Here is a 21,279-nt window from a genome sequence, read left to right on the forward strand (position 1 = left end):
CGAAGTGTCAATAAAAAACCGTATGGATAGTCAAGTCCAGACGGTTTTTTGTCGTTGTAAAGCTTGTTTGTTATATTTGTACATCTTTATAAGTTTGTCAGTTCATCTCGGGATCGACCAAGGCTGTCCAATGTACCTCTGGAGCGGAATATTGATCAAATCCAGCGGTGCCAACCCAGATGTGATCAGTTGGACCATGCTCGAAGTAGTGCTCCAGCAGTCGGTGGAAAATAAACGGGATTTCTCGATCAAGTACCTGCTCACGTGGAATCCAGTGCAGTACCCCTTCCTCAGTCTGGATGACATCCCGGCGGGTGGTATGAGCTGTGTAAATAAATTGCTGGCGAATTTCCTGCTGATTGAGTCGGATCAAAATGTACTGCAGCTTTAGATCGATAATCTCTTCTTCCTGTAAGCCGGTTTCCTCGCATACTTCACGTAAGCAGGCATTACGCGGAGAGCTAATCTCTCCCGGATCGAGATGGCCGCCTACGGCTGCCCACATTCCCGGATTTAATGTACGTGTCGGGGACCTTTTCATCATCAAAAGATCGTTGTCATGAAACAACATGGCAGTTGCCATTATACGTGCACGAATCATCAATCTGCTCCTTTATGGGGTCGTTTCAAAAGTTGTCTTTTTGAACTCCATTATTTTAGATATACGAGAGGCCCAGCGTCATGCTTGTTTATTGATTTTACCAACTTTACCATGAATGCACTTGTTTAGGAAGGCGACAGATGTGGAGACTTTATGAAAAAGACTGGCTATTTGCAAAAGCCTATTGCCTCAACCCGTTGTTTTCGATATAATGTCCACTAGGTAGAAACATTCGTCTTTATGGAGAGGATTTTTACGCTGTCGGATAAAAAAAAGGGTGACACGAAGCCAAATGAACATGAGCGTTACTATTTGGTCAGGGAAGACATTTTACCTGAGGCCTTGCTCAAAACCGTGCAAGCCAAGGAACTGCTGGCCCGTGGGAAGGTAAGAACGATTCATGAGGCTGTGGAACAGGTCGAATTAAGCAGAAGCGCCTTTTATAAGTATAAGGACGGAATATTTCCGCTCAGCAAGCTGGATCGGGAGCGAATCGTGACGATTTCGATGGATCTGGAACATCGTTCAGGCATTTTATCCAAAGTGTTAGCGATGATAGCCGGACTTGAGGGTAACGTGCTAACGATACATCAAACGATTCCGCTGCAAGGGATTGCCAATGTGGTGATTTCAGTGGAGACTTCATTAATGGAAGAAAATGTAGCTTTTGTGCTGGAGATGCTGCGAGCACAGGAAGGCGTCAGTCGTGCTGCTCTGGTTGGGCAGGGGTAGTAGCTGAAGGCTGAAGGATCGGTTGCAAATATAAGGAGGATAACATATGAAATCTATTCAAGTAGGGCTGCTCGGTCTTGGGACTGTAGGAACAGGTGTTGTCCGTATCATCAAGGGACACCAACAGGATTTGATGAGCCAAACCGGTGCCTCCATCGAGATATCCAAGATTTTGGTTCAGGATAAAAGCAAACTGCGTGACATCGAGGTCAGTTCTGAGCTATTGACGGAAGATCCACGTGACGTTATTGAAAATCCGGAAATTGATATCGTCATTGAGGTTATGGGCGGTATTGAGCTGGCCAAAGGCTATATTCTTGAGGCGCTGGACAGAGGCAAGCACGTTGTTACAGCCAATAAGGATTTAATGGCGCTGCATGGACAGGAGATTTTGGCGAAAGCATCTGAAAAAGGCTGCGACGTCTTGTATGAAGCAAGTGTGGCCGGTGGTATTCCGATCATTCGGACATTGGTTGAGGGCTTCTCTTCTGACCGCATTACGAAGATTATGGGAATCGTCAACGGTACGACCAACTATATCCTGTCAAAGATGAGTCAGGAAGGCGCTGCTTATCATGATGTGCTGAAGGAAGCGCAAGATCTCGGCTATGCGGAGTCTGACCCTACCTCAGATGTAGAAGGTTTCGATGCAGCACGCAAAATGACGATTCTTGGCACACTCGGTTTCCATGCTCATGTTTCTTTGAGTGATGTCAAGGTTCGTGGTATCAGTCAAGTTACGAAGGAAGATATCGCTTACGGAAAGCGTCTTGGGTATGAAGTGAAGCTGCTTGGGATCGCCGAGCGCCAGGACGATTATATCAGCATTAGCGTGCAACCGACCATGGTGAAGAAATCGCACCCGTTGGCATCGGTGAATGGAGTGTTCAATGCGGTGTATGTACACGGTGAAGCCGTAGGGGAAACCATGTTCTATGGTCCTGGAGCGGGCGGTATGCCTACAGCAACCTCCATTGTCGCCGATCTTGTGGCGGTAGTTCGCAATTTGAAGCTGGGGATTAATGGTCAGCGTGCTTTGGCTCCATTTAAAGAAAAGAAGCTGAAGACCGATGAGCAGATTGCCTCCAAAAATTTCATTTTGCTGCACGTCGAAGACAAGGCGGGTGTGCTTGCCCAAATTACGCAGGTGTTCGCCCAGCATGAAGTCAGCCTTGAGTCCGTATTGCAGCATCCGAACGAAACGAATCCGAAAGCGGAAATTATCATTATTACTCATGATGCGAATCAGGCGGCAATGAAAAAAGTGTTAAAGCAGTTCGAAGGTATGGACGTGGTTCACTCGATCAAAAGCGTTTATCGGGTGGAAGGCTAATAAATCAATCGAGAAGCTTAAACGGAAAAAGGAGTCGTACGATGGGTATACAAGGCGGTAAGGTACGCGTAAAAGTGCCGGGAAGTACGGCGAATCTGGGCCCTGGATTTGACACGCTCGGTATGGCGCTTGATCTATATACATGGATAGAAATGAGTACAGCAGCACAAACCCGTATCCATCTGCTCGGGAGTGGAATGGGAGGAATTCCTACAGATAAATCAAACCTGATCTATAAGGTAGCGCAGATGGTTTTTGACAAAGCCGGAGTTACGCACCCGGAGCTGGAAATTTCGATGTACAGCGATATCCCGCTCACTCGTGGTCTTGGCAGCAGTGCAGCTGCGATTGTAGGCGCGCTGGCATGTGCCAATGCGCTGATTGGCAGTCCGCTGTCGGATGACACCTTGTTCCAGATGTCGACGGCACTGGAGCATCATCCTGACAATGTAGGTGCATCGCTGTTCGGCGGTCTTGTCGTCGCCTTCTGGGACGGCGAGCGCGCGGAGTATATCCGCGTCGAGCCGAATGAGCAGCTGGAAGTGCTGGTGGCCATTCCACACTTCCAGCTGTCGACAGAGAAAGCGCGGCATGTCCTGCCGCGCGAACAAAGCCTGACGAATGCCGTGTTCAACGTCGGCCATTCGTCCGTGCTCGTAGCCGCCCTCTGCACCGGGCGGCTTGACATGATCCCGCGCGCGATGAAAGACGCGCTGCATCAACCATATCGAGCCCCTCTTGTGCCGGGGCTCGCGCACATCCTCGCCGAGGCGACCAACCATGGCGCCCTTGGCGTTGCTTTAAGCGGTGCTGGTCCGACGATGCTCACGCTCGTCGACCGGAGCAGCTCCCGCAAGGCGGAGCTGGAGCAGTTCCTGCAGGGCACGCTGCGGGGCGAAGGGATCGAGGCCACCTTGATGTGGCTGAACCCTGCGTCACATGGCGTGCAGGTGTTGACACACTTTGATGAAGGGTGTACATTATTTGAAAACATCAAAGGAGACGTTCGCACATGAAGCGAATTGCACTTTTGGGTCCCGGTACATACACCGAGGAATCGGCACGCCATTTTTTGGACAGTGCTGTCTGTGAGTACGTTCCTTGCAAGCTGATTGACGATGTGTTTATGTCAACGGTAAACGGAATAACGGACTATAGTGTCATTCCGATCGAGAACACCTTCGACGGCTCGGTCAGCCTTCATCTGGATTGGCTGGTACACGAAGTGAATCTGCCGATGCAGGCCGAGTGGATTTACCCGATTTCTATACAGTTAATGGCTGTGGGGGCTCCGGGAGATACGTTGGAAGCAAGCTGCAGCGGCCTGAAGAAAATCGTTTCGCACAGTGTGACGTTAACCCAATGCCGCCAGTTTTTGCGGAAGTATTTGCCTCATGTGGAGCTGGAGCAGGTAAGCAGCAATGGTGAAGCCGCAAGACTCGTACAGGAGCTTGGCAGTCCGGAGGTAGCGGCACTTGCTCCTCGTTCGGCTGGAGCACTGTATGGACTCCAGATATGGGCACAGGATGTCCAGGATCATCAGAAAAATTTTACCCGATTCGTTCTGGTTGGACAAGCTCCCATTGAATTGATGGATAACTACCGGTCTCACAAAACGACAATTCTCGTCACGCTGCCGGAGGATTATCCGGGTGCCCTGCATCAGGTGCTTTCAGCTTTTGCCTGGCGCAGGATCAATCTGTCCAAGATCGAATCCCGGCCAACGAAGAAAAAGCTGGGCAATTACTACTTCTACATCGATATTGATGCATCACTTGATTCGGTATTGCTCCCGTCAGCCCTTCAGGAAATTGAAGCGATAGGCTGCCAGGTTCGCATATTGGGTTGTTATCCCACCTATTCTTATAAACCTACACACTCGGAGGTGTAATTGTTATTATGGCACAAGTGATTTATTTAAACGGCAAGTATGTGAGCAAGGAAGAGGCAACAGTTTCTGTATACGATCATGGATTTTTATACGGAGACGGTATCTTTGAGGGTATCCGAATTTATAATGGAAATATTTTTAAATGCAAAGAGCATTTGGATCGCTTGTACGATTCGGCCAAATCCATCATGCTTGACATCCCGCTTCCTCAGGAAGAAATGCAGCAGGTGCTGATCGAAACCATTCGCAAAAACGAGCTGCAAAACGGATACATTCGTCTTGTTGTTTCCCGTGGTCCCGGTGATCTTGGCTTAGACCCGCGACGTTCGCCGAAAGCGAATGTAATTATTATCGTAGAGCAGCTGTCGATTTACCCGGAAGAGGCTTATGTGAATGGATTAAAAACCGTTTCAGTATCCACACGCCGCAATGTGCCTGATGCTTTGAATCCAAAAATCAAATCGCTAAATTACCTGAACAATATTTTGGTTAAAATTCAAGCCAATCTGGCTGGCGTAGGCGAGGCCATCATGCTGAATTCCCAAGGCTATGTGGCTGAGGGCTCGTCCGACAATATTTTTATTATTAAAAGAGGGGTTGTTTTCACGCCGCCTTGCTACTGCGGGGCGCTTGAAGGCATTACCCGTGCTGCGATTATCGAAATTTGCGAGAAGCTGGGCTATAAGGTCAAAGAAGAGCCATTCACCCTGCATGATGTTTATGTGGCGGATGAAGTGTTCTTTACCGGAACAGCAGCAGAGGTTATTGCCGTTCGCGAGGTGGATGCAAGAACAATTGGTGAAGGCAAAGCAGGCCCTATCACTACGCATCTGCTTAAAGAATTCCGTAAGCTCGTTGATATCGACGGTGTGAAGGTATACGAATAACTCGTCTTGGAGCAGCCCTCTGTTTCCACTTCTAAAGTGGAGATGGGGGGCTTTTTGTGTTGTTCTGCAAGGCAATAAGTCGAACACCAGTAGGTAAAGGTGACAAGCCCTCGATTTTTCTTGCGTTTAATCTTAGTTTTTTTCCTTTAATGATGGTCAAATGCCTACTTCGGTGCATAAACTGTAAGGTCATTTTGTTTTGGCACGTGCAGGTGGTTTTCAGGATAACGCCAAGGAGGTTTGTGAAGTGAAAATTCATATGGTGAAGAAAGGCGACACGCTCTACGAAATCGCCAAGAAGTACAATGTAGATCTCGACAAGCTGATTGCCAGCAATCCGCAAATTGCGGACCCGAATGTGATTGAGGTGGGAATGAAGGTGAAAATCCCCAATGCGCCAATGCCGGTCATTCCGCCAACCGATTATTTGCATAAGCATGTGGTTGTGCAAGGGGATACGTTGTGGAAGCTGGGAAAATCATGGAATGTCCCCCTGCAAATGTTGATTACCGCAAATCCGCAGCTGAAAAATCCGAATATTTTGATGACAGGCGAGGTTGTGTACATTCCCAAGGTCAAGCCGCATCATGAATCCCAAGATCACGAAAATGATCATCCGCATCAGCCAGAAAATGAGGCGAAGCACCATCATACCCACCCCTCCCATCATCATAACAAACCAAATACGGCCCCCATCCCAGTCCCAGTTCCAATACCTGCACCTGAGCCAATCGCGGTTGCACCCGCTCCCGTAGTTGAGCAGCCAGAGGTAGTAAAACCGCCTGTCAAGCCTATTGCGATGCCTGAACCGCTCCCTAATATTGAGTTTCAAATGCCGTTAAAGCCACCAGCTCCATACCCGGAATACTTACAACCTGAAGCCCAAGTGCCACCTGTAAAGCCAATGAAGCCGATGCAGCAAGAACAGCCACAGTTTCTACAGCCTGAAGCTCAGGTGCCAAATGTGAAGCCCATGCAGCCCATGCAGCAAGAACAACCGCAGTTCCTACAGCCTGCAGCTCAAGCGCCAGCTGCAAAGCCGATACAAACTAATCCGTGGACAGAGCCGATGCAGTCCAATCCATGGACAGAACCGATGCACTCTAATCTATGGACAGAGCCGATGCACTCTAATCCGTGGACAGAACCGATGCACTCTAATCCATGGACAGAGCCGATGCACTCCAATCCTTGGACAGAACCGATGCAGTCTAATCCGTGGACAGAGTCGATGCACTCTAATCCATGGACAGAACCGATGCAGTCTAATCCGTGGACAGAGCCGATGCACTCTAATCCATGGACAGAACCAATGCAGTCTAATCCGTGGATGCATCCGATGGTCGAATCCACAAACGCCTATCCATGCGTCGACAATTACCCGAGTTATGTACAGGGCGCACAAACACAAACACCGATGTGGGGGCATCACCCTCATGATATGAATTTGTTTCAGCAATATCAGGAGCCAGCTGCAGAAGTATTTACTCACGATAACATGAATGCTCCCATGCAGCCCATGTGGTCGGCACCTATGGTTTCTCCAATGGCAGTAGCGCCTAATGTGGCACCTATGGTTTCTCCAATGGCAGTAGCGCCTAATGTGGCACCTATGGTTTCTCCAAGCGCAGTAGCGCCTAATGCGGCGCCTATGGTTTCCCCTATGGCTGCAGCACCTTATTCGCCAAACATGCCTATGGAAGCTGGATTTGCCGGCATGCCGAACTATCCCTTCTACCAACAACCGCAGTCGTCTGCAGGTGGTTGTGGTTGCGGCTGCGGAGGTCCTGTGGCCAACACTCAGCATCATCAAGTAATGCCTTATGCATACGGGATGCCGAATGCGCAAATGCCTTACGAAACTTGGCCTAATGCTCAATACCCGGCAGCTTATGGAGAAATGCCAGGCTACTCTCACGGGTATGAACCTATGAATGTAAATACTGCTGCTGCTAACTCTGCATATCCGGGCTCCGTGTATCCAATGTCTATGCAGCCACAGATGGTTCACCCGTACGGATGGTCCCCATATGGAGCTGGCGTGCCTGATTGCGGCTGCAACAGCAAATATGAACTTGAGCAGCTGCTCAGACAGCAAAGTGAAGCCGAAGCGAGAGCAAAGGCCGAAATCTCTACACAAACGGATTCTTTAGAAGCTAATAAAGTGACTATTCAAAACACAAATAACAATAAGAAAAAAGCTTCTATCTCCACAAGAGCCGCCAAGCCGTCGCAAAGAAACCGCAGATCGACGAACAAAACCAGTAAAGCTACATCGAATTCTCCATGGCTGGTCAGATAACGAGTAAATCTATTTTTCGAAACTGCTGCTTGTCACCTAATGAGTGATAAGCGCAGTTTTTTTGTTATTTTCATAAAGAGTAAAACGGAATCAGGCGGTTGTGTATAAAGAAAGGAACGGAGGGGAAAATAGGTAATAAAAACCTCACAGGTTCGGATATTGTACAGAAGGGGTGGGTACATATGGTTATCCTTGCATTCCTCAAAAAACTTAAAAAACGATTGCAGAAAAGCTTGCGCTGGAAGCGTCGTTGGATGAATTTAACGATATTTTGGTTCGTTGTCAGCGCTTCCGCCGCTGCTTACATGTGGCATTATTCCTCACAATCTACGGTGACCTTACAACCCGACGAGCAGACGCAGATGGTAATGAGCCATAACAGCAGGCAGCCTGAGAAGGAAGTGATGGAGATGATCAGCCAAATCAAAGCTCAACGGGAAGCTTTTACCCAAAAATTATACGTGTGCGGCGAAGAGCTGCAGCCGATAGGTATGATGAGTGCAGACGAGATATTGGCCTACCATAGGAGCAGTCCTGATGCAACGGTTAGTATGGATGCGAATGGACGCGTTTATTTCAGGGAAACCATTGAGGACCTTTCGCCACGCTGTAAAGAAAATGCGTATTTCGGAATGGATAGCGGAGGGAACCTATCATTATTTGAAGGTGTTCCAGGGGTAGGGGGCGGCAGTGTGATCCAAACCTTCTTTCAATTAAATATTGAACATCTTAAAAGCAGCCTGCCGAACAGTGCAATCAAAGAGTTGTATCGGGGCATTCAGGTGAGAGATTTATCGGAGTACAACAGTGTCTTGTCAACGTTCAGTGATTACGCGGTCGATGCACCTGGACAAACCTTAAAGATTTCACCAGCCCCATAGACAAGCAGGAAAATCACAGTGTTGATAGAAAAACCGTACAGTCTGTTCAGTTGTTTTAAGCTGAATGGACTTTTTGGCGTGTTCATTGGAAGCGATATCTGCTATAATGGAACACATATGTTCGCTTTTGGTAGGCTAGGAGTGGGTAAGTAATGCGAATTATGGGAATTGACCCGGGAATTGCGATTGTTGGATTCGGTGTTATTGATAAACAGGGAAGTCGTCTTGTTCCCGTTCAATACGGCTGTATTCAGACAGAAGCTCATACGGATGGTGCTCTTCGTCTAAAGACCGTTTATGACTCGATGGTCCAGCTGATCGATAAATATAAGCCGGATGCTGTGGCCATCGAAAAATTGTTTTTTAATCGTAATGTCACCACTGCGATGACAGTCTCACAGGCTCGGGGTGTGCTCATTTTGGCAGCGGTCCAACAAGGGCTGGAAATTGGCGAATACACACCGCTTCAGGTGAAGCAAGCTGTAGTCGGTTACGGTAAGGCCGAAAAGAAACAGGTGCAGGAGATGGTTAAGCTGTTTCTTCATTTGTCGGCTGTACCCAAGCCTGATGATGTGGCGGATGCTTTGGCGATTGCGATTTGTCATGCACATTCGGCTGTTCTTTTACAAAAGATAAATGAGGTACGTAAACCATGATCGATTTTTTAAGAGGTATAGTTGTACATAGAGAACCGGATTATTTGGTACTGGATGTCAAAGGCGTAGGCTATCGGGTATTCTGCACGAATCCTTATGCCGTACAGACGAAGGATGGAGAAGAAACGACTCTGTTTATTCATTATCAGGTCCGCGAGGATGCGCATCTGCTATTTGGCTTCCCCACTCGTGAGGAGCAATCGTTGTTTCGTTTGCTTTTGGAGGTTAATGGTATTGGGCCCAAGGTGGCGATCGGGGTACTTGCCGGAGGGAGACCTGAAGTTATCGCGGCTATGATTCAACAAGAAAATATTAGCTTTCTGATGAAGCTGCCCGGGATCGGACGTAAAACCGCTCAAAGGATGATCCTCGATTTGAAGGATAAGCTTGGAGTTATTTCAGCTGGCGATGATTCGATGCTGGCCATCACAGGTACAGGTCATCTCGCAGTGCCGTCCCAAGGAGCCAGCGTGTGGAATGAGGCCAAGACGGCTTTACTTGGGCTGGGCTACACGGAAGCAGAGGCAGACCGGACAGGTCAGCTTATCAAGGCTAAGCTCAAGGGTGATGAAACCGTTGATATCGTGATCAAGCTTGCGCTGCAGGCTCTGTTCCAGCAGTCATTGCGGTAAAGTTTTTTGGCGATGAAAGGAGACACCATGATGGACGACCGGATTATCTCGGCCAATCTGATGATGGAAGAAGAACAAGTGATGGAGTACAGCCTGCGTCCGCGCTATTTGGCTGAATACATCGGGCAGACTCAAGCCAAAAACAATCTGAAGATTTACATAGATGCTGCCAAAATGCGTAAAGAAGCGCTGGATCATGTATTGCTGTACGGTCCTCCCGGACTCGGTAAAACCACGTTATCGAACATTATCGCCAATGAGTTGGGCGTAAATATTCGTACGACATCAGGACCGGCAATCGAACGTCCCGGGGATCTGGCAGCGATATTGTCGAATCTGCAGGAAGGCGATGTGCTATTTATCGACGAAATTCACCGTTTGAACCGAACCGTCGAAGAGGTGCTTTACCCTGCGATGGAGGATTACGCGCTTGATATTATAATCGGTAAAGGACCCAGCGCTCGCACCGTCAGACTGGATTTGCCCGCCTTTACTCTAATCGGCGCTACCACAAGAGCGGGATTATTGTCTGCTCCTTTGCGCGACCGATTTGGAGTTATTAGCAGATTGGAATACTACACGATTGAAGAGCTGACTTTTATCGTGAGTCGGACAGCTGATATCCTGCAGGTGCAGATTATTGGCGAAGCCGCGCGCGAGATTGGGATGCGGTCCCGAGGAACGCCGCGGATTGCAAATCGTTTGTTGAAGCGTGTACGTGATTTTGCCCAGGTTAAGGGAGATGGCATCATTACAATGGATATCGTAAATGATGCATTGATCAGTATTCAGGTAGATCATCTTGGATTGGATGAAATCGATCATAAGATGCTGCGTGCCATCATTCTCAGCTTTAAGGGCGGACCTGTGGGATTGGATACGATTGCAGCAACAATAGGTGAAGAAAGTCAAACGATTGAGGATGTGTATGAGCCATATCTTTTACAGATTGGGTTCCTGCAGCGCACGCCGCGTGGTCGGATGGCGACACATACCGCTTATCAGCATTTAGGATTGCCTATTCCAAAAAGCTCACCGTAAAAAGGGGGAAACACGGTAATGGGAAAGCATCGGTACCAACTGCATTTGGGCGGTTGGGGGAAATCGACACAAAAGGTCGGGTACAAAACAAGCCTGCTCATGCTAGTGGGTTGTACTTTGTGGATGCTGGCAGGTCATATAGCTCCTGCTTATGCAGCCGCCGTACCCAAATTGGATTTGATTAGAATTGCCTTATTTATCGATACAGGAAAATATAGCGCACCAACGCCAGATGTAACTTTATCGGCAGATAAAGGGCTTGATGTCAGTTTAAGAAATGCTGCAGGTTTGAAGCCGCTATTTGCAACCTCAGATAAAAGCCTGCTGCGTGTGGAGCTTGATTCTTACAGTGTGATGGTTCTGGAAACGCCGGATGCGAATCAAGCTCGAGCACTCACCAAAAAGCTGACCGATTTAAAGCTGGATGCAAGTATCAGTGTTCGCACAAAGCTTGGGAAACCAGCATACCAATTGGAGCTGGGTCCATATACAACCAAGGAGCTGGCAGCCTCTGCCCTAACCAAAGCCAAGACGATTGCTGATTTGACTGCAGCAAGCAAAGGCTTTACAGCTGCGGTAAATGGGCCTCTGCACTGGAGTGCAGGCAGCTACTCAACGGAAGCTGAGGCACAGGCGCAGGCGGCAGTCCTTGGGCAAGCCGGATTGGATGCCGATGTAGCATACCTGGACGCAGTTGCAGGTGCACCTGCCTTTGCAGTTCTGGTAGCCGCAGGATCGGATACAGCGGAGCTGAATGCTGCCAAGCAGCAGCTGGGTTCCATTGTACCAGGTATTTCCTTACAGCCTGTTGACGCTGGTCTCACCTATGTGATCAAACGTACGCTTGCCGATCCTTCATCCACTACAGGCGGAACGATTCAGCAGCTCCTTTTGGGGGGGACAGGCGTTAAGCTTGCCGTAACGTCCAAATCTGCCGAAACGGTTACCGTCCTGGAAAGATCGGAGCGGGCTTACCGAGGGCTGATTGAATTGTCACGTCTCAACAACAAGCTTGCTGTTATTAATGAATTGCCTTTCGAGCAATATCTGGTATCGGTTGTGAGCTCCGAGCTCAGCAAAGAGTGGCCGCTTGAAGCTCTGAAAGCACAGGCGGTAGCTGCGCGAACCTTTGCATTAAAACAGGGTGTCAAATATCAGATTGCCCATCTCACGGATACGACTCTGGACCAAGCTTATAAAGGTGCAGGTGCCGAATTCGCCACTGCCTCGCAAGCTGTCATGGCAACTCAAGGAGAAGTCATCATGGAGCAGGCGGGTTTGATTTCACCTTTGTTTTATTCGAATGCAGGTGGAATGACAGCTGAATCTACCGAGGTATGGGGTAATAAGGTCAACTATTTGAAAAGCGTGGCTACTCCCGATGAAGGAGCAGAGAAAGGCAAGGCGGTTTGGTATCGGATCGTATTGCCAAATGGGAACAATGGTTATATCCATTCTTCCTATGCAAGGGATACGGGGCAAAAAAATCCGGCTGGTCTCCCTTACTATGAGTCCACGGGTACGGATATTGCCGTACGTCCCGCTCCTTATGTCGATAATACAGCTAATCCTGCCGCCTTCAAGGTTAATATTGGAGACCGTTTCGTTGTGTTTGATCAAGCTGTGGAATCCAATGCCTACTCATGGATTAGAGGTCCCTATGATGCTGACAAGATTAAGGAAAAAGTGAATACCGTGATGAAAAAACCGATTACGGGTGCTCTGGACCGATTGGAAGTGAAGGGACGCGGAGCATCGGGTCGTGTCATTGAGATGACAGCCAATGGTCAGCTTTTGGAACCTGATTACCCGGATGCATTGCGCACTCTATTTAATGGTCTGCCCAGCACCCGGTTTGAAATTGAGGAAACAGGAAGGTATACTGTATTGGGAGCGGATAGTACTGTGCGCAACCAATCGGCGTCTATGCCGAATGTGACCGTTATCGGAGGGACTGGCACAGCGAAGCCAGCTGCTGAATCTCAGCTGTTTGTGCTCAGTGGCGATAACAAAGTGCGTTTGACGAATAAAACATCCCAGTATGTATTTAAAGGAACCGGCAATGGTCATGGCCTTGGCATGTCCCAATGGGGAGCCAAAGGTTATGCTGAGCTTGGCTATGATTACAAAAAAATATTGCAGACCTACTATGTAGGAGTCTCGATAATCAAGGAATGAAGCGAATATGCAAGTAGATTGGTTCGATTATGATTTACCCGATTCATTAATAGCACAGACCCCTTTGAAGGATCGTACAGCTTCGCGTTTGTTGACGTTGAATAAAACAACAGGCGTAGTGGATCACAAAGCTTTTCCAGCATTGATTGATTATATGGAAGCCGGGGATGTACTCGTGTTGAACGATACACGGGTGCTGCCTGCACGGCTTTTTGGTGTGAAATCCGGTACGGGTTCAAAAGCAGAGCTGCTGCTCCTGAAGCAACTGGAGGGTGACCGGTGGGAAGCTTTGGTACGTCCAGGCAAAAGGCTGAAAACAGGGGCTGTTATTTTGTTTGGTGAAGCAGAAGCAGATGGCAAGCCATTGCTTACGGCTACCATTGAGGAAGAATCAGACATGGGCGGACGTGTGGTACGTTTTAGCTATGAAGGGATTTTTCCGGAGCTGCTGGACCGGTTAGGTCAAATGCCGCTTCCGCCCTACATCAAAGAACAGCTTCCGGAGAAAGAGCGCTATCAAACTGTATATGCCCGAAATGAGGGCTCGGCCGCTGCGCCAACAGCGGGGCTGCATTTTACGGAAGCTTACTTGAATAGGCTGGAACAAAAAGGTATACAATTAGCCTATATCACACTACATGTAGGACTCGGAACCTTCAGACCCGTATCTGTGGATGATGTGGAGACACATGAGATGCACGAGGAGTTCTATGAGGTGAGTGAAGAGGCGGCAGCCCGTATTAATGCGGCCAAAGCAGGAGGGCACAAGGTAATCGCTGTAGGCACCACTTCGGCGAGAACGCTGGAAACTGCAGCACGTAACTGTCAGCAATCCGGGCAAGTTGAGGCAGGCAGCGGATGGACGGGTATTTTTATTTATCCAGGCTATACCTTTCAAATTGTGGACGCCTTATTAACGAATTTTCATTTACCGAAATCGACACTGCTTATGCTCATCAGCGCTTTGGCTGGGAGAGAGCAGGTACTGGCCGCTTATCGCGAGGCCGTTGATCAGGAATACCGTTTTTTTAGCTTCGGAGATGCAATGTTTATTTATTAGTTCGATATTAGTTCAGCAGGAAGAGTGATTAGAGATGGCAATAACCTACGAGCACATCAAGACATGCAAGCAATCGGGAGCCCGTTTGGGACGAGTTCATACACCTCATGGGATTATCGAGACACCTACGTTTATGCCCGTAGGTACTCAGGCTACCGTAAAGACGATGAGTCCGGAAGAATTAAAAGCGATGGACGCGCATATCATTTTAAGTAACACCTACCACCTGTTCATCAGACCAGGACATGATATTGTAAGACGTGCAGGCGGACTGCATGGTTTTATGAATTGGGACCGTCCGATTTTGACAGACAGTGGTGGCTTTCAAGTATTCAGTCTTAGCAACATGCGTAAAATCACGGAAGAGGGCGTTGCCTTCAAGTCGCATCTGAATGGCGACAAGCTGTTCATTTCTCCTGAGAAATCGATTGAGATACAAAACTCGCTGGGAGCCGATATTATTATGGCTTTTGATGAGTGTCCACCGTATCCTGCCGAGCATAGCTATGTGAAGAAATCATTGGAGCGGACAACCAGATGGGCGGAACGCTGCTTGCAGAGTCATGCTCGCCCGCAGGATCAGGCGTTATTTGCGATTGTACAAGGCGGAATGTACGAGGATCTACGTAAACAAAGTGCAACTGAGTTGACTTCCATGGATTTCCCGGGTTATGCTATTGGTGGACTGAGTGTTGGTGAATCCAAGCCGCTAATGTATGAGATGCTGGATTACACGGTTCCAATCCTGCCTGCGAATAAGCCCCGTTATTTGATGGGTGTCGGTTCGCCCGATGCACTTATTGAAGGTTCAATTCGCGGAATTGATATGTTTGACTGTGTTCTGCCAACTCGTATTGCCCGTAATGGTACGGTTATGACCAGTTCGGGAAGACTAGTGATTCGTAATGCCCAGTACGCAGAGGATTTTGGCCCGCTTGATCCTGAATGCTCTTGCTATACCTGCACTAATTATTCCAGAGCATATATCAGGCATTTGATTAAAGCGGATGAAACGTTTGGTATTCGTCTCACGACCTATCATAACCTTCATTTTTTGGTTGAGATGATGCGTCAGGTTCGACAAGCGATTCTTGAGGATCGTCTGCTTGATTTCCGTGATCATTTTTTTGACAAGTATGGATTACATGAGAACGGAAGAGGTTTCTAAACTATAGTTTAAGTTAAAAGGGGAGATTGAAATGTCGTTTTTAGTTGCAGCTGATGCTGCTGCTGCTGGAGATCCGGGACTACAAGGGTATTTGGTTACATACGGTCCGCTTGTACTGATGTTTGTTGTGTTGTATTTCTTATTGATTCGTCCTCAACAAAAGCGTCAAAAAACTCGCGGTATGATGCTGGGTAATTTGAAAAAAGGCGATAAAGTCGTAACGATTGGTGGCCTTCATGGTACTATTCTGGAGATTTCCGACGATACGATCGTTTTACGAGTTAATGATGTGACGAAGCTTACATTCGAACGTTCAGCAATCAATGCCGTTTCGAACCAACCTGCCGTAGATGAGAAGAAATAGGTTGCTGTAAGGGAAAATGCGAGCCTCCACTGATATGGATGGACTCGCATTTTTGTTGTACGTTATTTTTTGAAGTTAATGCCGAGGATGCCTCCGAGTGCACCTGATACAAGTGTCAGCGCTGTCAGGTACAAGGTTTGTTGACTAAATCCGGCATCATAAGTCAGAAATCCAATGAGCCATATGATACAGGTGTACACCAACCCAAGCATGCCTCCGTGATACCAGCCTTTAGTTCCACTTCGTTTGCCCGCTGTCATGCCACCGATCAGCATGGCTATTCCATGAATGGACATGGTGTAGCTGTACAATGAGCTTTCCTGTAAATTGGTCGCAAGCATCAGCAGCGAGGTCATAAGTGTTCCGAGCAGCATGAATATCATAGCAACCATTAATCCGGATAATAAGGGGGAGGACTTCATTCCGGCTCTCTTCCTTTCAGATAGAGGTTCTTATCATCATTGTATGGGCCCGTACATAAAATTAGTACAGGTTGATCCGTTCCTGCACAATCAAAAATCGGGGAATGGCATTATTGTGAGTGAAAGGAAGTGATTGTATGGGTACGGTTCACACCCTTGCCAACTGGCAGGTACTAGCTGCTATTATTATTGCTTTATTCACTTTAATTTGGATTGTCACTGGACTGATTCATCGCACGTATGTAGCGCTTGGCGCCGGACTGCTGATGGTCGTATTGGGCATTGTTGAAGCTGGATCGGTCTTTTGGTACCATCTGCCCTGGCAGGCGATTGGGCTTTTGATGGGCTTGATGATTATGATCGGATTGACAAATCGAACGGGCGTTTTTGCGTATGCGGCTGCCAAAGCAGCGCAGAGCTCGAAGGGAAGGCCGTCCATCCTGCTTATTGCTCTGGCGCTGCTAAGCACCGTAACAGCCGCTTGGCTGGATAATTTAACCGCTATTTTATTGCTCATTCCAGTTACCATTTCCATCGCCAAGGTGATGAAAATCAGTGCGGTTCCTTTCGTGATCACTATCATAATAACCGCGAATCTGGGTGGTACAGCGACGATGATTGGCAGTCTGCCCAATAGTATCATTGGAACAAAGGCCGGACTGACCTTTAATGATTTCTTGATGAATCTCGTGCCTCCTGTGCTTATCATTTGGATAGTGACGGTAGGACTGTTGAGCCTTATTTATGCAAAAAGCTGGAGGACTACACAAATTTCGATGGTTGAACTGATGTCCATACAACCAGGCTCCTATGTTAAGGACAAAGGATTGGTTATTAAGGTCTTGACGGTATGGGCTCTTGTTCTGGCCTCTTTCATGCTGCATCCGCTGCTGCACTTTGAGGTAGCCTATGTAGCGTTAGCAGGCGCAGTATTGATGTCTCTGGTCAATTATAAAACGTACAGCTGGACTGAGATTTACAGCTCTGTGGATTGGAACACCTTATTATACATTTGTGGTTTGTTCATTGTAGTTGGCGGGCTCATCGAAGCTGGTATTGTTCAAATTATCGTGGTAAAAGCAATGGAGCTTACCTCTGGTAATTTGATGTATGTCTCGATGCTGATTCTATGGTTAACAGGACTGGTTTCAGCAACAACGGATCACACCATGTTTGTTGCACTAATGGTTCCCATCATTCAGGATCTGGGTTTACAATCCCAAGGTGCATTACATCCACTATGGTGGTCATTAGCACTTGGGGCGGGATTAGGGGGCAGTGGTACATTAGTTGGGGCAACAGGCAATCTAATTGCGGCTGGACTCGCTGGTAGAGCAGGGCATCCCATCTCATTCGGAGCTTTTTTGAAAGCAGGAGCGCCAATTACGCTGGTCTCGCTTTTAATAGCAACCGCTTATGTGAGCTATATGTATTATTAATACAAGCTTCTTAATAACTTGGCAAACAGCCGTGCTCGTCTTGATGACGAATACGGCTGTTTGGGTATTGACAGATTGCTGGCGTACCTAACGGTTACCGTTACACCTGTGTTTGTGTAACGTCTTCGTGAATGAATTGTTTTTGTTTCCATTTACGAACCAATACACCGTGTGTAGGTGAAAATAACAAAGCCAGAACGAAGAAGAAGCCTGCTATACTGATCATGCTTCCGGCAATCGAGGCGTCTAGTAGATGAGCGACATAATAGCCAATAATGGAGCAGAAGCAGCCAATGATGATGCTGTAGATGATCATCTTGCTTAATTTTTCTGTAAGCAGATAGGCTGTTGCGGGAGGTATGACGAGCATACCTACAACGAGGATAGCGCCGACACTTTCAAAGGATGCTACGGTACTGATAGAAACGAGGCCCATCAACAGGTAATGAAACAAAACAACCGGAATTCCTACCGCAGCAGCCATTGCCGGGTCAAACGAGCAAATTTTGAACTGCTTGTAGAACAAGGAGATCACAATAACAGTGAGCAGCAGAGCCAGACCGACACCCCAAACCGCTTTGGGTCCGATCTCAATCCCACCGATATGAAGTGTATTCCAGGGTACATAAGCAATTTCCCCATACAGCACACAGTCGAGATCGAGATCAATATCCTTGGTAAAAATGCTGATCAGAACAACCCCAACTGCGAAAAGTGCAGTAAACACAACACCAATCGCTGCATCGGATTGCACACCGCTATGATGGAACAATTGAATCAGAAAGACGGTTATGAGACCAATCGCCGCAGCGCCAAGCATCATAAATAAAGAGTCTCTGGAACCGGTGATCAGAAAGGCTATGACGATACCAGGAAGTACGGCATGACTGATTGCATCTCCTATCATCGCCATCTTTCGCAGCACTAGGAAGCAGCCTACAATTCCACAGGTGCTGGCGACCAAAGCTCCCGTTAGTATAATCCAGAAGGTGCTCATCCCACTTCACCTCTCTGCTCCAGTTGTAGTGTGTTTTCCTCTTGCAGTACATGGTTGCGAACCGAGGCGCGAACGAGCAGCTTGGAGATGACACCCCTGCGGGGAGCGGCTAATAATGAGAGGACAAAGAGGGCGGTCGCCGCAAGCACAGTTAAGGGGCCCGTCGGTAAATTGTTGCCGCTCGCGCTGATCAAAGTGCCTATGAAACCACTCAGGGCACCGAACAATCCTGATATCACAATCATGATACCAAGCTTATCGGTCCAATACCGTGCGGATACAGCTGGGGTAATGAGTAGAGCAGCCATTAGAACGACGCCTACCGCTTGGATTCCCACAACGACGGCTATGACTATGAGAAACATAATTAACTGCTCCAGAAAGGCAACAGGGTACCCCATACCGCGGGCAAATCCGGGATCAAAGCTGACCAGCTTGAATTCCTTGAACAATAGCGCACTGACGCTGAGCAAGAGCAGACAAATGATCGAAATAGTAATCACATCGGATCTAACCATCGAAGCGGCCTGACCAAACAGGAATTTATCCAAGCCACTTTGATTACCGCTCCCGCTGTGCTGGATCTGCGTGAGCAGCACGATACCGAATCCAAAAAACACAGAGAGTACGATAGCGAGCGCGGAGTCCTGCTTGATTCGGGTATGCCGTGTCACATAGCCAATTCCGAATGTAGCAATGATTCCTGCAATAGCTGCCCCAACCAGAAACAGAAGAATGGACTTGGAGCCGGTCAACATAAAAGTGATGCAAATTCCGGGAAGTGCCGCATGCGATAATGCATCTCCCATTAAGGATTGCTTACGCAAATAGGCAAAGCAGCCGATAACGCCACTGCTTAATCCAAGCAGCATACAACCGAGCAGTATCCACTGTGTATTCGGATCGAGAAATAATTGAAACCACGAGAACATACCTTTCACCTCGTATCTATAAGTAATGCCGAGCGGTTATCGTGATCCAGCATCGTGAGTCGGCCACCATATGTTTCCTGGAGCTTAGCCGATGTAAAAGCATGCTCCGTTGGACCAAAGGCAATGATCTGTACATTCAGCAGCATGACCCAATCAAAATACTCCTTCACTGTGGCGAGATCATGATGGACGACCAGCACAGTCTTTTTTTGCATTTTCAACTCGTTCAGCAGTGTGATAATAGCTTTTTCTGTAGCGGCATCGACACCAACAAACGGTTCATCCATAAAGTACAACTGAGCATCTTGAGCCAAGGCCCTTGCCAAAAAAATCCGCTGCTGCTGACCGCCGGAGAGCTGACTGATTTGCCGATCTGCAAAGTCAGCCATACCGACCTTTTCAAGGCATTCCATGGCGATTTTCTTTTCAGCCTTGCCGGGACGTTTAAACCATCCCAGATGTCCATAACGTCCCATCATGACGACATCAAGCGCATGGGTAGGGAAATCCCAGTCAACGGATTCACGCTGCGGTACATAGCCGACAAGATTCCTTTGTTCTGCATAGGGACGTCCGTAGATAGATACGTCACCTGTCAGGCTTGGAATCAGTCCGAGCGCAGCCTTGATTAAAGTTGATTTTCCAGCGCCATTCGGACCAACAATTCCAATCAGCTTTCCCTCAGGTGCTTCAAAGGTAACATTGCGAAGTACAGGCTTCTTTAAATACGCGACAGACATATTCGTAATTTGCAGCGGCGTTGTGCTCATCGTTCATTCTCCTTTTTGAACTTATTTTAGGGCTTTGACGATCGTATTGACATTGTGACGAACCATCCCGAGATAGGTGCCTTCAGGTGTACCGGATTCACCCATAGCATCGGAAAACAGCTCACCGCCGATAGTCAATTCGTGGCCCTTTTCCTTGGCTCCTTGAATAACGGCATCGATCGCTTTTCGAGGAACACTGGACTCAATAAATACGGCTTTTATTTTATTTTTGACAAGAAAATCACGCAGGTCTGTGACATCCTTGGTTCCTGCCTCGGATGCTGTGCTCATGCCTTGCAGACCCATTACCTTAACTCCGTAAGCATCTCCAAAATATCCGAACGCATCGTGCGCGGTAACGAGCACTCGGCTTTGCTCTGGTATCGATTTAATCTGTTCAGCTACCTCCTTATGCAGGACATCCAACTGCTTGAGATAGGCTTCTGCATTTTTCCTGTAATCCTCGCTGTGTGTTGGATCTTTCTTGATCAGAGTGTCACGAATCGATTCCGCTGCCTGCATCCAGTGTCTGACATCAAACCAAATGTGTGGGTCGAATTCACTGTCCATTTCGGCACCGGAACGCAGCTTGGAGCGATCGATTTTTTCGGATACAGCGACAGTTGTTTTCTTTTTGGCCATCTTTTCGAAAATCTCGCCCATTTTCCCTTCAAGATGAAGACCATTGTAGAAAATAACGTCGGCATTATCCAGCTTTTGAATATCTCCCTGTGAGGCTTTATACAGATGGGGATCAACACCAGGCTTCATCAAACCTGTAACTGCAACATGATCTCCACCAATCTGCTGCACTACGTCTGTAATCATGCCTATGGTGGTTGTTACCTTGAGCTTAGGCTCACCGGATGCCGGTTTGCCAGACGTATCGATGGTGGAGCAAGCGGCTATAAAGGCCATAAAACTTATACTGCATACAATAAAAATTAACTTATGAAGAGCTGAGGATGCTTGTTTCTGACTTACCTTCATCAT

At 47.9% G+C, this 21,279-nt stretch carries 21 protein-coding genes; 15 read left to right on the forward strand and 6 right to left on the reverse strand.

Going from position 1 to position 21,279, the window contains the following annotated elements; all coding sequences use genetic code 11:
• Positions 1–97 precede the first annotated feature (97 nt).
• On the reverse strand, positions 98–601 hold the full coding sequence (locus BK127_RS15265; protein ID WP_076231598.1) for an NUDIX domain-containing protein: 504 nt from the start codon (positions 599–601) through the stop codon (positions 98–100).
• 240 nt (positions 602–841) lie between these two features.
• Here BK127_RS15265 and BK127_RS15270 point away from each other — a divergent pair, with 240 nt between their 5' ends.
• The 14 genes from BK127_RS15270 to yajC all read left to right on the forward strand — a co-directional run bounded on the left by BK127_RS15270 (position 842) and on the right by yajC (position 15,726).
• On the forward strand, positions 842–1,333 hold the full coding sequence (locus tag BK127_RS15270; RefSeq protein ID WP_076231601.1) for an ACT domain-containing protein: 492 nt from the start codon (positions 842–844) through the stop codon (positions 1,331–1,333).
• A gap of 46 nt (positions 1,334–1,379) precedes the next feature.
• Positions 1,380–2,666 (forward strand): homoserine dehydrogenase, encoded by a 1,287-nt coding sequence (locus BK127_RS15275; protein ID WP_076231603.1) that lies wholly within the window; start codon positions 1,380–1,382, stop codon positions 2,664–2,666.
• A gap of 41 nt (positions 2,667–2,707) precedes the next feature.
• The gene (gene thrB, locus BK127_RS15280) at positions 2,708–3,682 is read left to right on the forward strand and encodes a homoserine kinase (RefSeq protein ID WP_076231605.1); all 975 of its coding nucleotides are present in this window, start codon (positions 2,708–2,710) and stop codon (positions 3,680–3,682) included.
• Complete coding sequence (gene pheA / locus BK127_RS15285) at positions 3,679–4,557, forward strand: prephenate dehydratase (RefSeq protein ID WP_076231607.1); 879 nt, start codon at positions 3,679–3,681, stop codon at positions 4,555–4,557. The genes thrB and pheA overlap by 4 nt, the downstream gene beginning before the upstream one ends.
• An 8-nt stretch (positions 4,558–4,565) precedes the next feature.
• Positions 4,566–5,444, forward strand: coding sequence for a branched-chain-amino-acid transaminase (gene ilvE / locus BK127_RS15290; RefSeq protein WP_076231610.1), 879 nt, complete (start codon positions 4,566–4,568; stop codon positions 5,442–5,444).
• 247 nt (positions 5,445–5,691) lie between these two features.
• Positions 5,692–7,746, forward strand: a complete 2,055-nt coding sequence (locus BK127_RS15295) for a LysM peptidoglycan-binding domain-containing protein (RefSeq protein ID WP_076231612.1) — start codon at positions 5,692–5,694, stop codon at positions 7,744–7,746.
• 254 nt (positions 7,747–8,000) lie between these two features.
• Complete coding sequence (locus BK127_RS15300) at positions 8,001–8,627, forward strand: BofC C-terminal domain-containing protein (protein WP_256711326.1); 627 nt, start codon at positions 8,001–8,003, stop codon at positions 8,625–8,627.
• A gap of 152 nt (positions 8,628–8,779) precedes the next feature.
• The gene (gene ruvC / locus BK127_RS15305) at positions 8,780–9,283 is read left to right on the forward strand and encodes a crossover junction endodeoxyribonuclease RuvC (protein WP_076231617.1); all 504 of its coding nucleotides are present in this window, start codon (positions 8,780–8,782) and stop codon (positions 9,281–9,283) included.
• Complete coding sequence (gene ruvA, locus BK127_RS15310; RefSeq protein WP_076231620.1) at positions 9,280–9,915, forward strand: Holliday junction branch migration protein RuvA; 636 nt, start codon at positions 9,280–9,282, stop codon at positions 9,913–9,915. The genes ruvC and ruvA overlap by 4 nt, the downstream gene beginning before the upstream one ends.
• Before the next feature lie 30 nt (positions 9,916–9,945).
• Positions 9,946–10,956, forward strand: coding sequence for a Holliday junction branch migration DNA helicase RuvB (gene ruvB, locus BK127_RS15315; RefSeq protein WP_076231622.1), 1,011 nt, complete (start codon positions 9,946–9,948; stop codon positions 10,954–10,956).
• 18 nt (positions 10,957–10,974) lie between these two features.
• The gene (locus tag BK127_RS15320) at positions 10,975–13,134 is read left to right on the forward strand and encodes a SpoIID/LytB domain-containing protein (protein WP_256711327.1); all 2,160 of its coding nucleotides are present in this window, start codon (positions 10,975–10,977) and stop codon (positions 13,132–13,134) included.
• Between the two features lie 7 nt (positions 13,135–13,141).
• Complete coding sequence (queA, locus tag BK127_RS15325) at positions 13,142–14,194, forward strand: tRNA preQ1(34) S-adenosylmethionine ribosyltransferase-isomerase QueA (protein WP_076231625.1); 1,053 nt, start codon at positions 13,142–13,144, stop codon at positions 14,192–14,194.
• Positions 14,195–14,228: 34 nt separating this feature from the next.
• Positions 14,229–15,362 (forward strand): tRNA guanosine(34) transglycosylase Tgt, encoded by a 1,134-nt coding sequence (gene tgt / locus BK127_RS15330; RefSeq protein WP_076231627.1) that lies wholly within the window; start codon positions 14,229–14,231, stop codon positions 15,360–15,362.
• A 31-nt stretch (positions 15,363–15,393) separates the two neighbouring features.
• Positions 15,394–15,726 (forward strand): preprotein translocase subunit YajC, encoded by a 333-nt coding sequence (gene yajC / locus BK127_RS15335; protein ID WP_076231629.1) that lies wholly within the window; start codon positions 15,394–15,396, stop codon positions 15,724–15,726.
• 62 nt (positions 15,727–15,788) lie between these two features.
• Here yajC and BK127_RS15340 read toward each other — a convergent pair whose 3' ends face one another.
• Positions 15,789–16,148 carry a TIGR04086 family membrane protein gene (locus BK127_RS15340; RefSeq protein ID WP_076231632.1) on the reverse strand — a complete coding sequence of 120 codons (360 nt, stop codon included), beginning with the start codon at positions 16,146–16,148 and terminating at the stop codon, positions 15,789–15,791.
• 137 nt (positions 16,149–16,285) lie between these two features.
• On the opposite strand from BK127_RS15340, the gene BK127_RS15345 reads away from it, so the two are divergent.
• Positions 16,286–17,587 (forward strand): ArsB/NhaD family transporter, encoded by a 1,302-nt coding sequence (locus tag BK127_RS15345; RefSeq protein ID WP_076231634.1) that lies wholly within the window; start codon positions 16,286–16,288, stop codon positions 17,585–17,587.
• A 100-nt stretch (positions 17,588–17,687) separates the two neighbouring features.
• Here BK127_RS15345 and BK127_RS15350 read toward each other — a convergent pair whose 3' ends face one another.
• From BK127_RS15350 to BK127_RS15365, 4 genes are read right to left on the reverse strand one after another with little or no spacing between them, the layout of a single operon-like run.
• On the reverse strand, positions 17,688–18,584 hold the full coding sequence (locus tag BK127_RS15350) for a metal ABC transporter permease (protein WP_076231636.1): 897 nt from the start codon (positions 18,582–18,584) through the stop codon (positions 17,688–17,690).
• Positions 18,581–19,516, reverse strand: coding sequence for a metal ABC transporter permease (locus BK127_RS15355; protein WP_076231639.1), 936 nt, complete (start codon positions 19,514–19,516; stop codon positions 18,581–18,583). Before BK127_RS15355 ends, BK127_RS15350 begins: the two co-directional genes overlap by 4 nt.
• Positions 19,517–19,521: 5 nt before the next feature.
• Positions 19,522–20,286, reverse strand: a complete 765-nt coding sequence (locus BK127_RS15360) for a metal ABC transporter ATP-binding protein (protein WP_076231641.1) — start codon at positions 20,284–20,286, stop codon at positions 19,522–19,524.
• A gap of 21 nt (positions 20,287–20,307) precedes the next feature.
• Entirely contained in the window at positions 20,308–21,276 is a 969-nt protein-coding gene (locus BK127_RS15365; RefSeq protein WP_076231913.1) for a metal ABC transporter solute-binding protein, Zn/Mn family, read from the reverse strand.
• Between the last annotated feature and the right edge of the window lie 3 nt (positions 21,277–21,279).

Source organism: Paenibacillus sp. FSL H7-0331, assembly GCF_001956045.1.

What these genes read in the sequence shown, in the direction of transcription:
- BK127_RS15350 (WP_076231636.1), bottom strand. Translation starts at nt 18,584, where the DNA reads ATGAGCACCTTCTGGATTATACTAACGGGAGCTTTGGTCGCCAGCACC.
- BK127_RS15275 (WP_076231603.1), top strand. Translation starts at nt 1,380, where the DNA reads ATGAAATCTATTCAAGTAGGGCTGCTCGGTCTTGGGACTGTAGGAACA.
- BK127_RS15300 (WP_256711326.1), top strand. Translation starts at nt 8,001, where the DNA reads ATGAATTTAACGATATTTTGGTTCGTTGTCAGCGCTTCCGCCGCTGCT.
- BK127_RS15320 (WP_256711327.1), top strand. Translation starts at nt 10,975, where the DNA reads ATGGGAAAGCATCGGTACCAACTGCATTTGGGCGGTTGGGGGAAATCG.
- ilvE (WP_076231610.1), top strand. Translation starts at nt 4,566, where the DNA reads ATGGCACAAGTGATTTATTTAAACGGCAAGTATGTGAGCAAGGAAGAG.
- BK127_RS15355 (WP_076231639.1), bottom strand. Translation starts at nt 19,516, where the DNA reads ATGTTCTCGTGGTTTCAATTATTTCTCGATCCGAATACACAGTGGATA.
- BK127_RS15345 (WP_076231634.1), top strand. Translation starts at nt 16,286, where the DNA reads ATGGGTACGGTTCACACCCTTGCCAACTGGCAGGTACTAGCTGCTATT.
- thrB (WP_076231605.1), top strand. Translation starts at nt 2,708, where the DNA reads ATGGGTATACAAGGCGGTAAGGTACGCGTAAAAGTGCCGGGAAGTACG.
- BK127_RS15270 (WP_076231601.1), top strand. Translation starts at nt 842, where the DNA reads ATGGAGAGGATTTTTACGCTGTCGGATAAAAAAAAGGGTGACACGAAG.
- tgt (WP_076231627.1), top strand. Translation starts at nt 14,229, where the DNA reads ATGGCAATAACCTACGAGCACATCAAGACATGCAAGCAATCGGGAGCC.
- BK127_RS15365 (WP_076231913.1), bottom strand. Translation starts at nt 21,276, where the DNA reads ATGAAGGTAAGTCAGAAACAAGCATCCTCAGCTCTTCATAAGTTAATT.
- yajC (WP_076231629.1), top strand. Translation starts at nt 15,394, where the DNA reads ATGTCGTTTTTAGTTGCAGCTGATGCTGCTGCTGCTGGAGATCCGGGA.
- ruvA (WP_076231620.1), top strand. Translation starts at nt 9,280, where the DNA reads ATGATCGATTTTTTAAGAGGTATAGTTGTACATAGAGAACCGGATTAT.
- queA (WP_076231625.1), top strand. Translation starts at nt 13,142, where the DNA reads ATGCAAGTAGATTGGTTCGATTATGATTTACCCGATTCATTAATAGCA.
- pheA (WP_076231607.1), top strand. Translation starts at nt 3,679, where the DNA reads ATGAAGCGAATTGCACTTTTGGGTCCCGGTACATACACCGAGGAATCG.
- BK127_RS15360 (WP_076231641.1), bottom strand. Translation starts at nt 20,286, where the DNA reads ATGAGCACAACGCCGCTGCAAATTACGAATATGTCTGTCGCGTATTTA.
- ruvB (WP_076231622.1), top strand. Translation starts at nt 9,946, where the DNA reads ATGGACGACCGGATTATCTCGGCCAATCTGATGATGGAAGAAGAACAA.
- BK127_RS15265 (WP_076231598.1), bottom strand. Translation starts at nt 601, where the DNA reads ATGATTCGTGCACGTATAATGGCAACTGCCATGTTGTTTCATGACAAC.
- BK127_RS15340 (WP_076231632.1), bottom strand. Translation starts at nt 16,148, where the DNA reads ATGAAGTCCTCCCCCTTATTATCCGGATTAATGGTTGCTATGATATTC.
- ruvC (WP_076231617.1), top strand. Translation starts at nt 8,780, where the DNA reads ATGCGAATTATGGGAATTGACCCGGGAATTGCGATTGTTGGATTCGGT.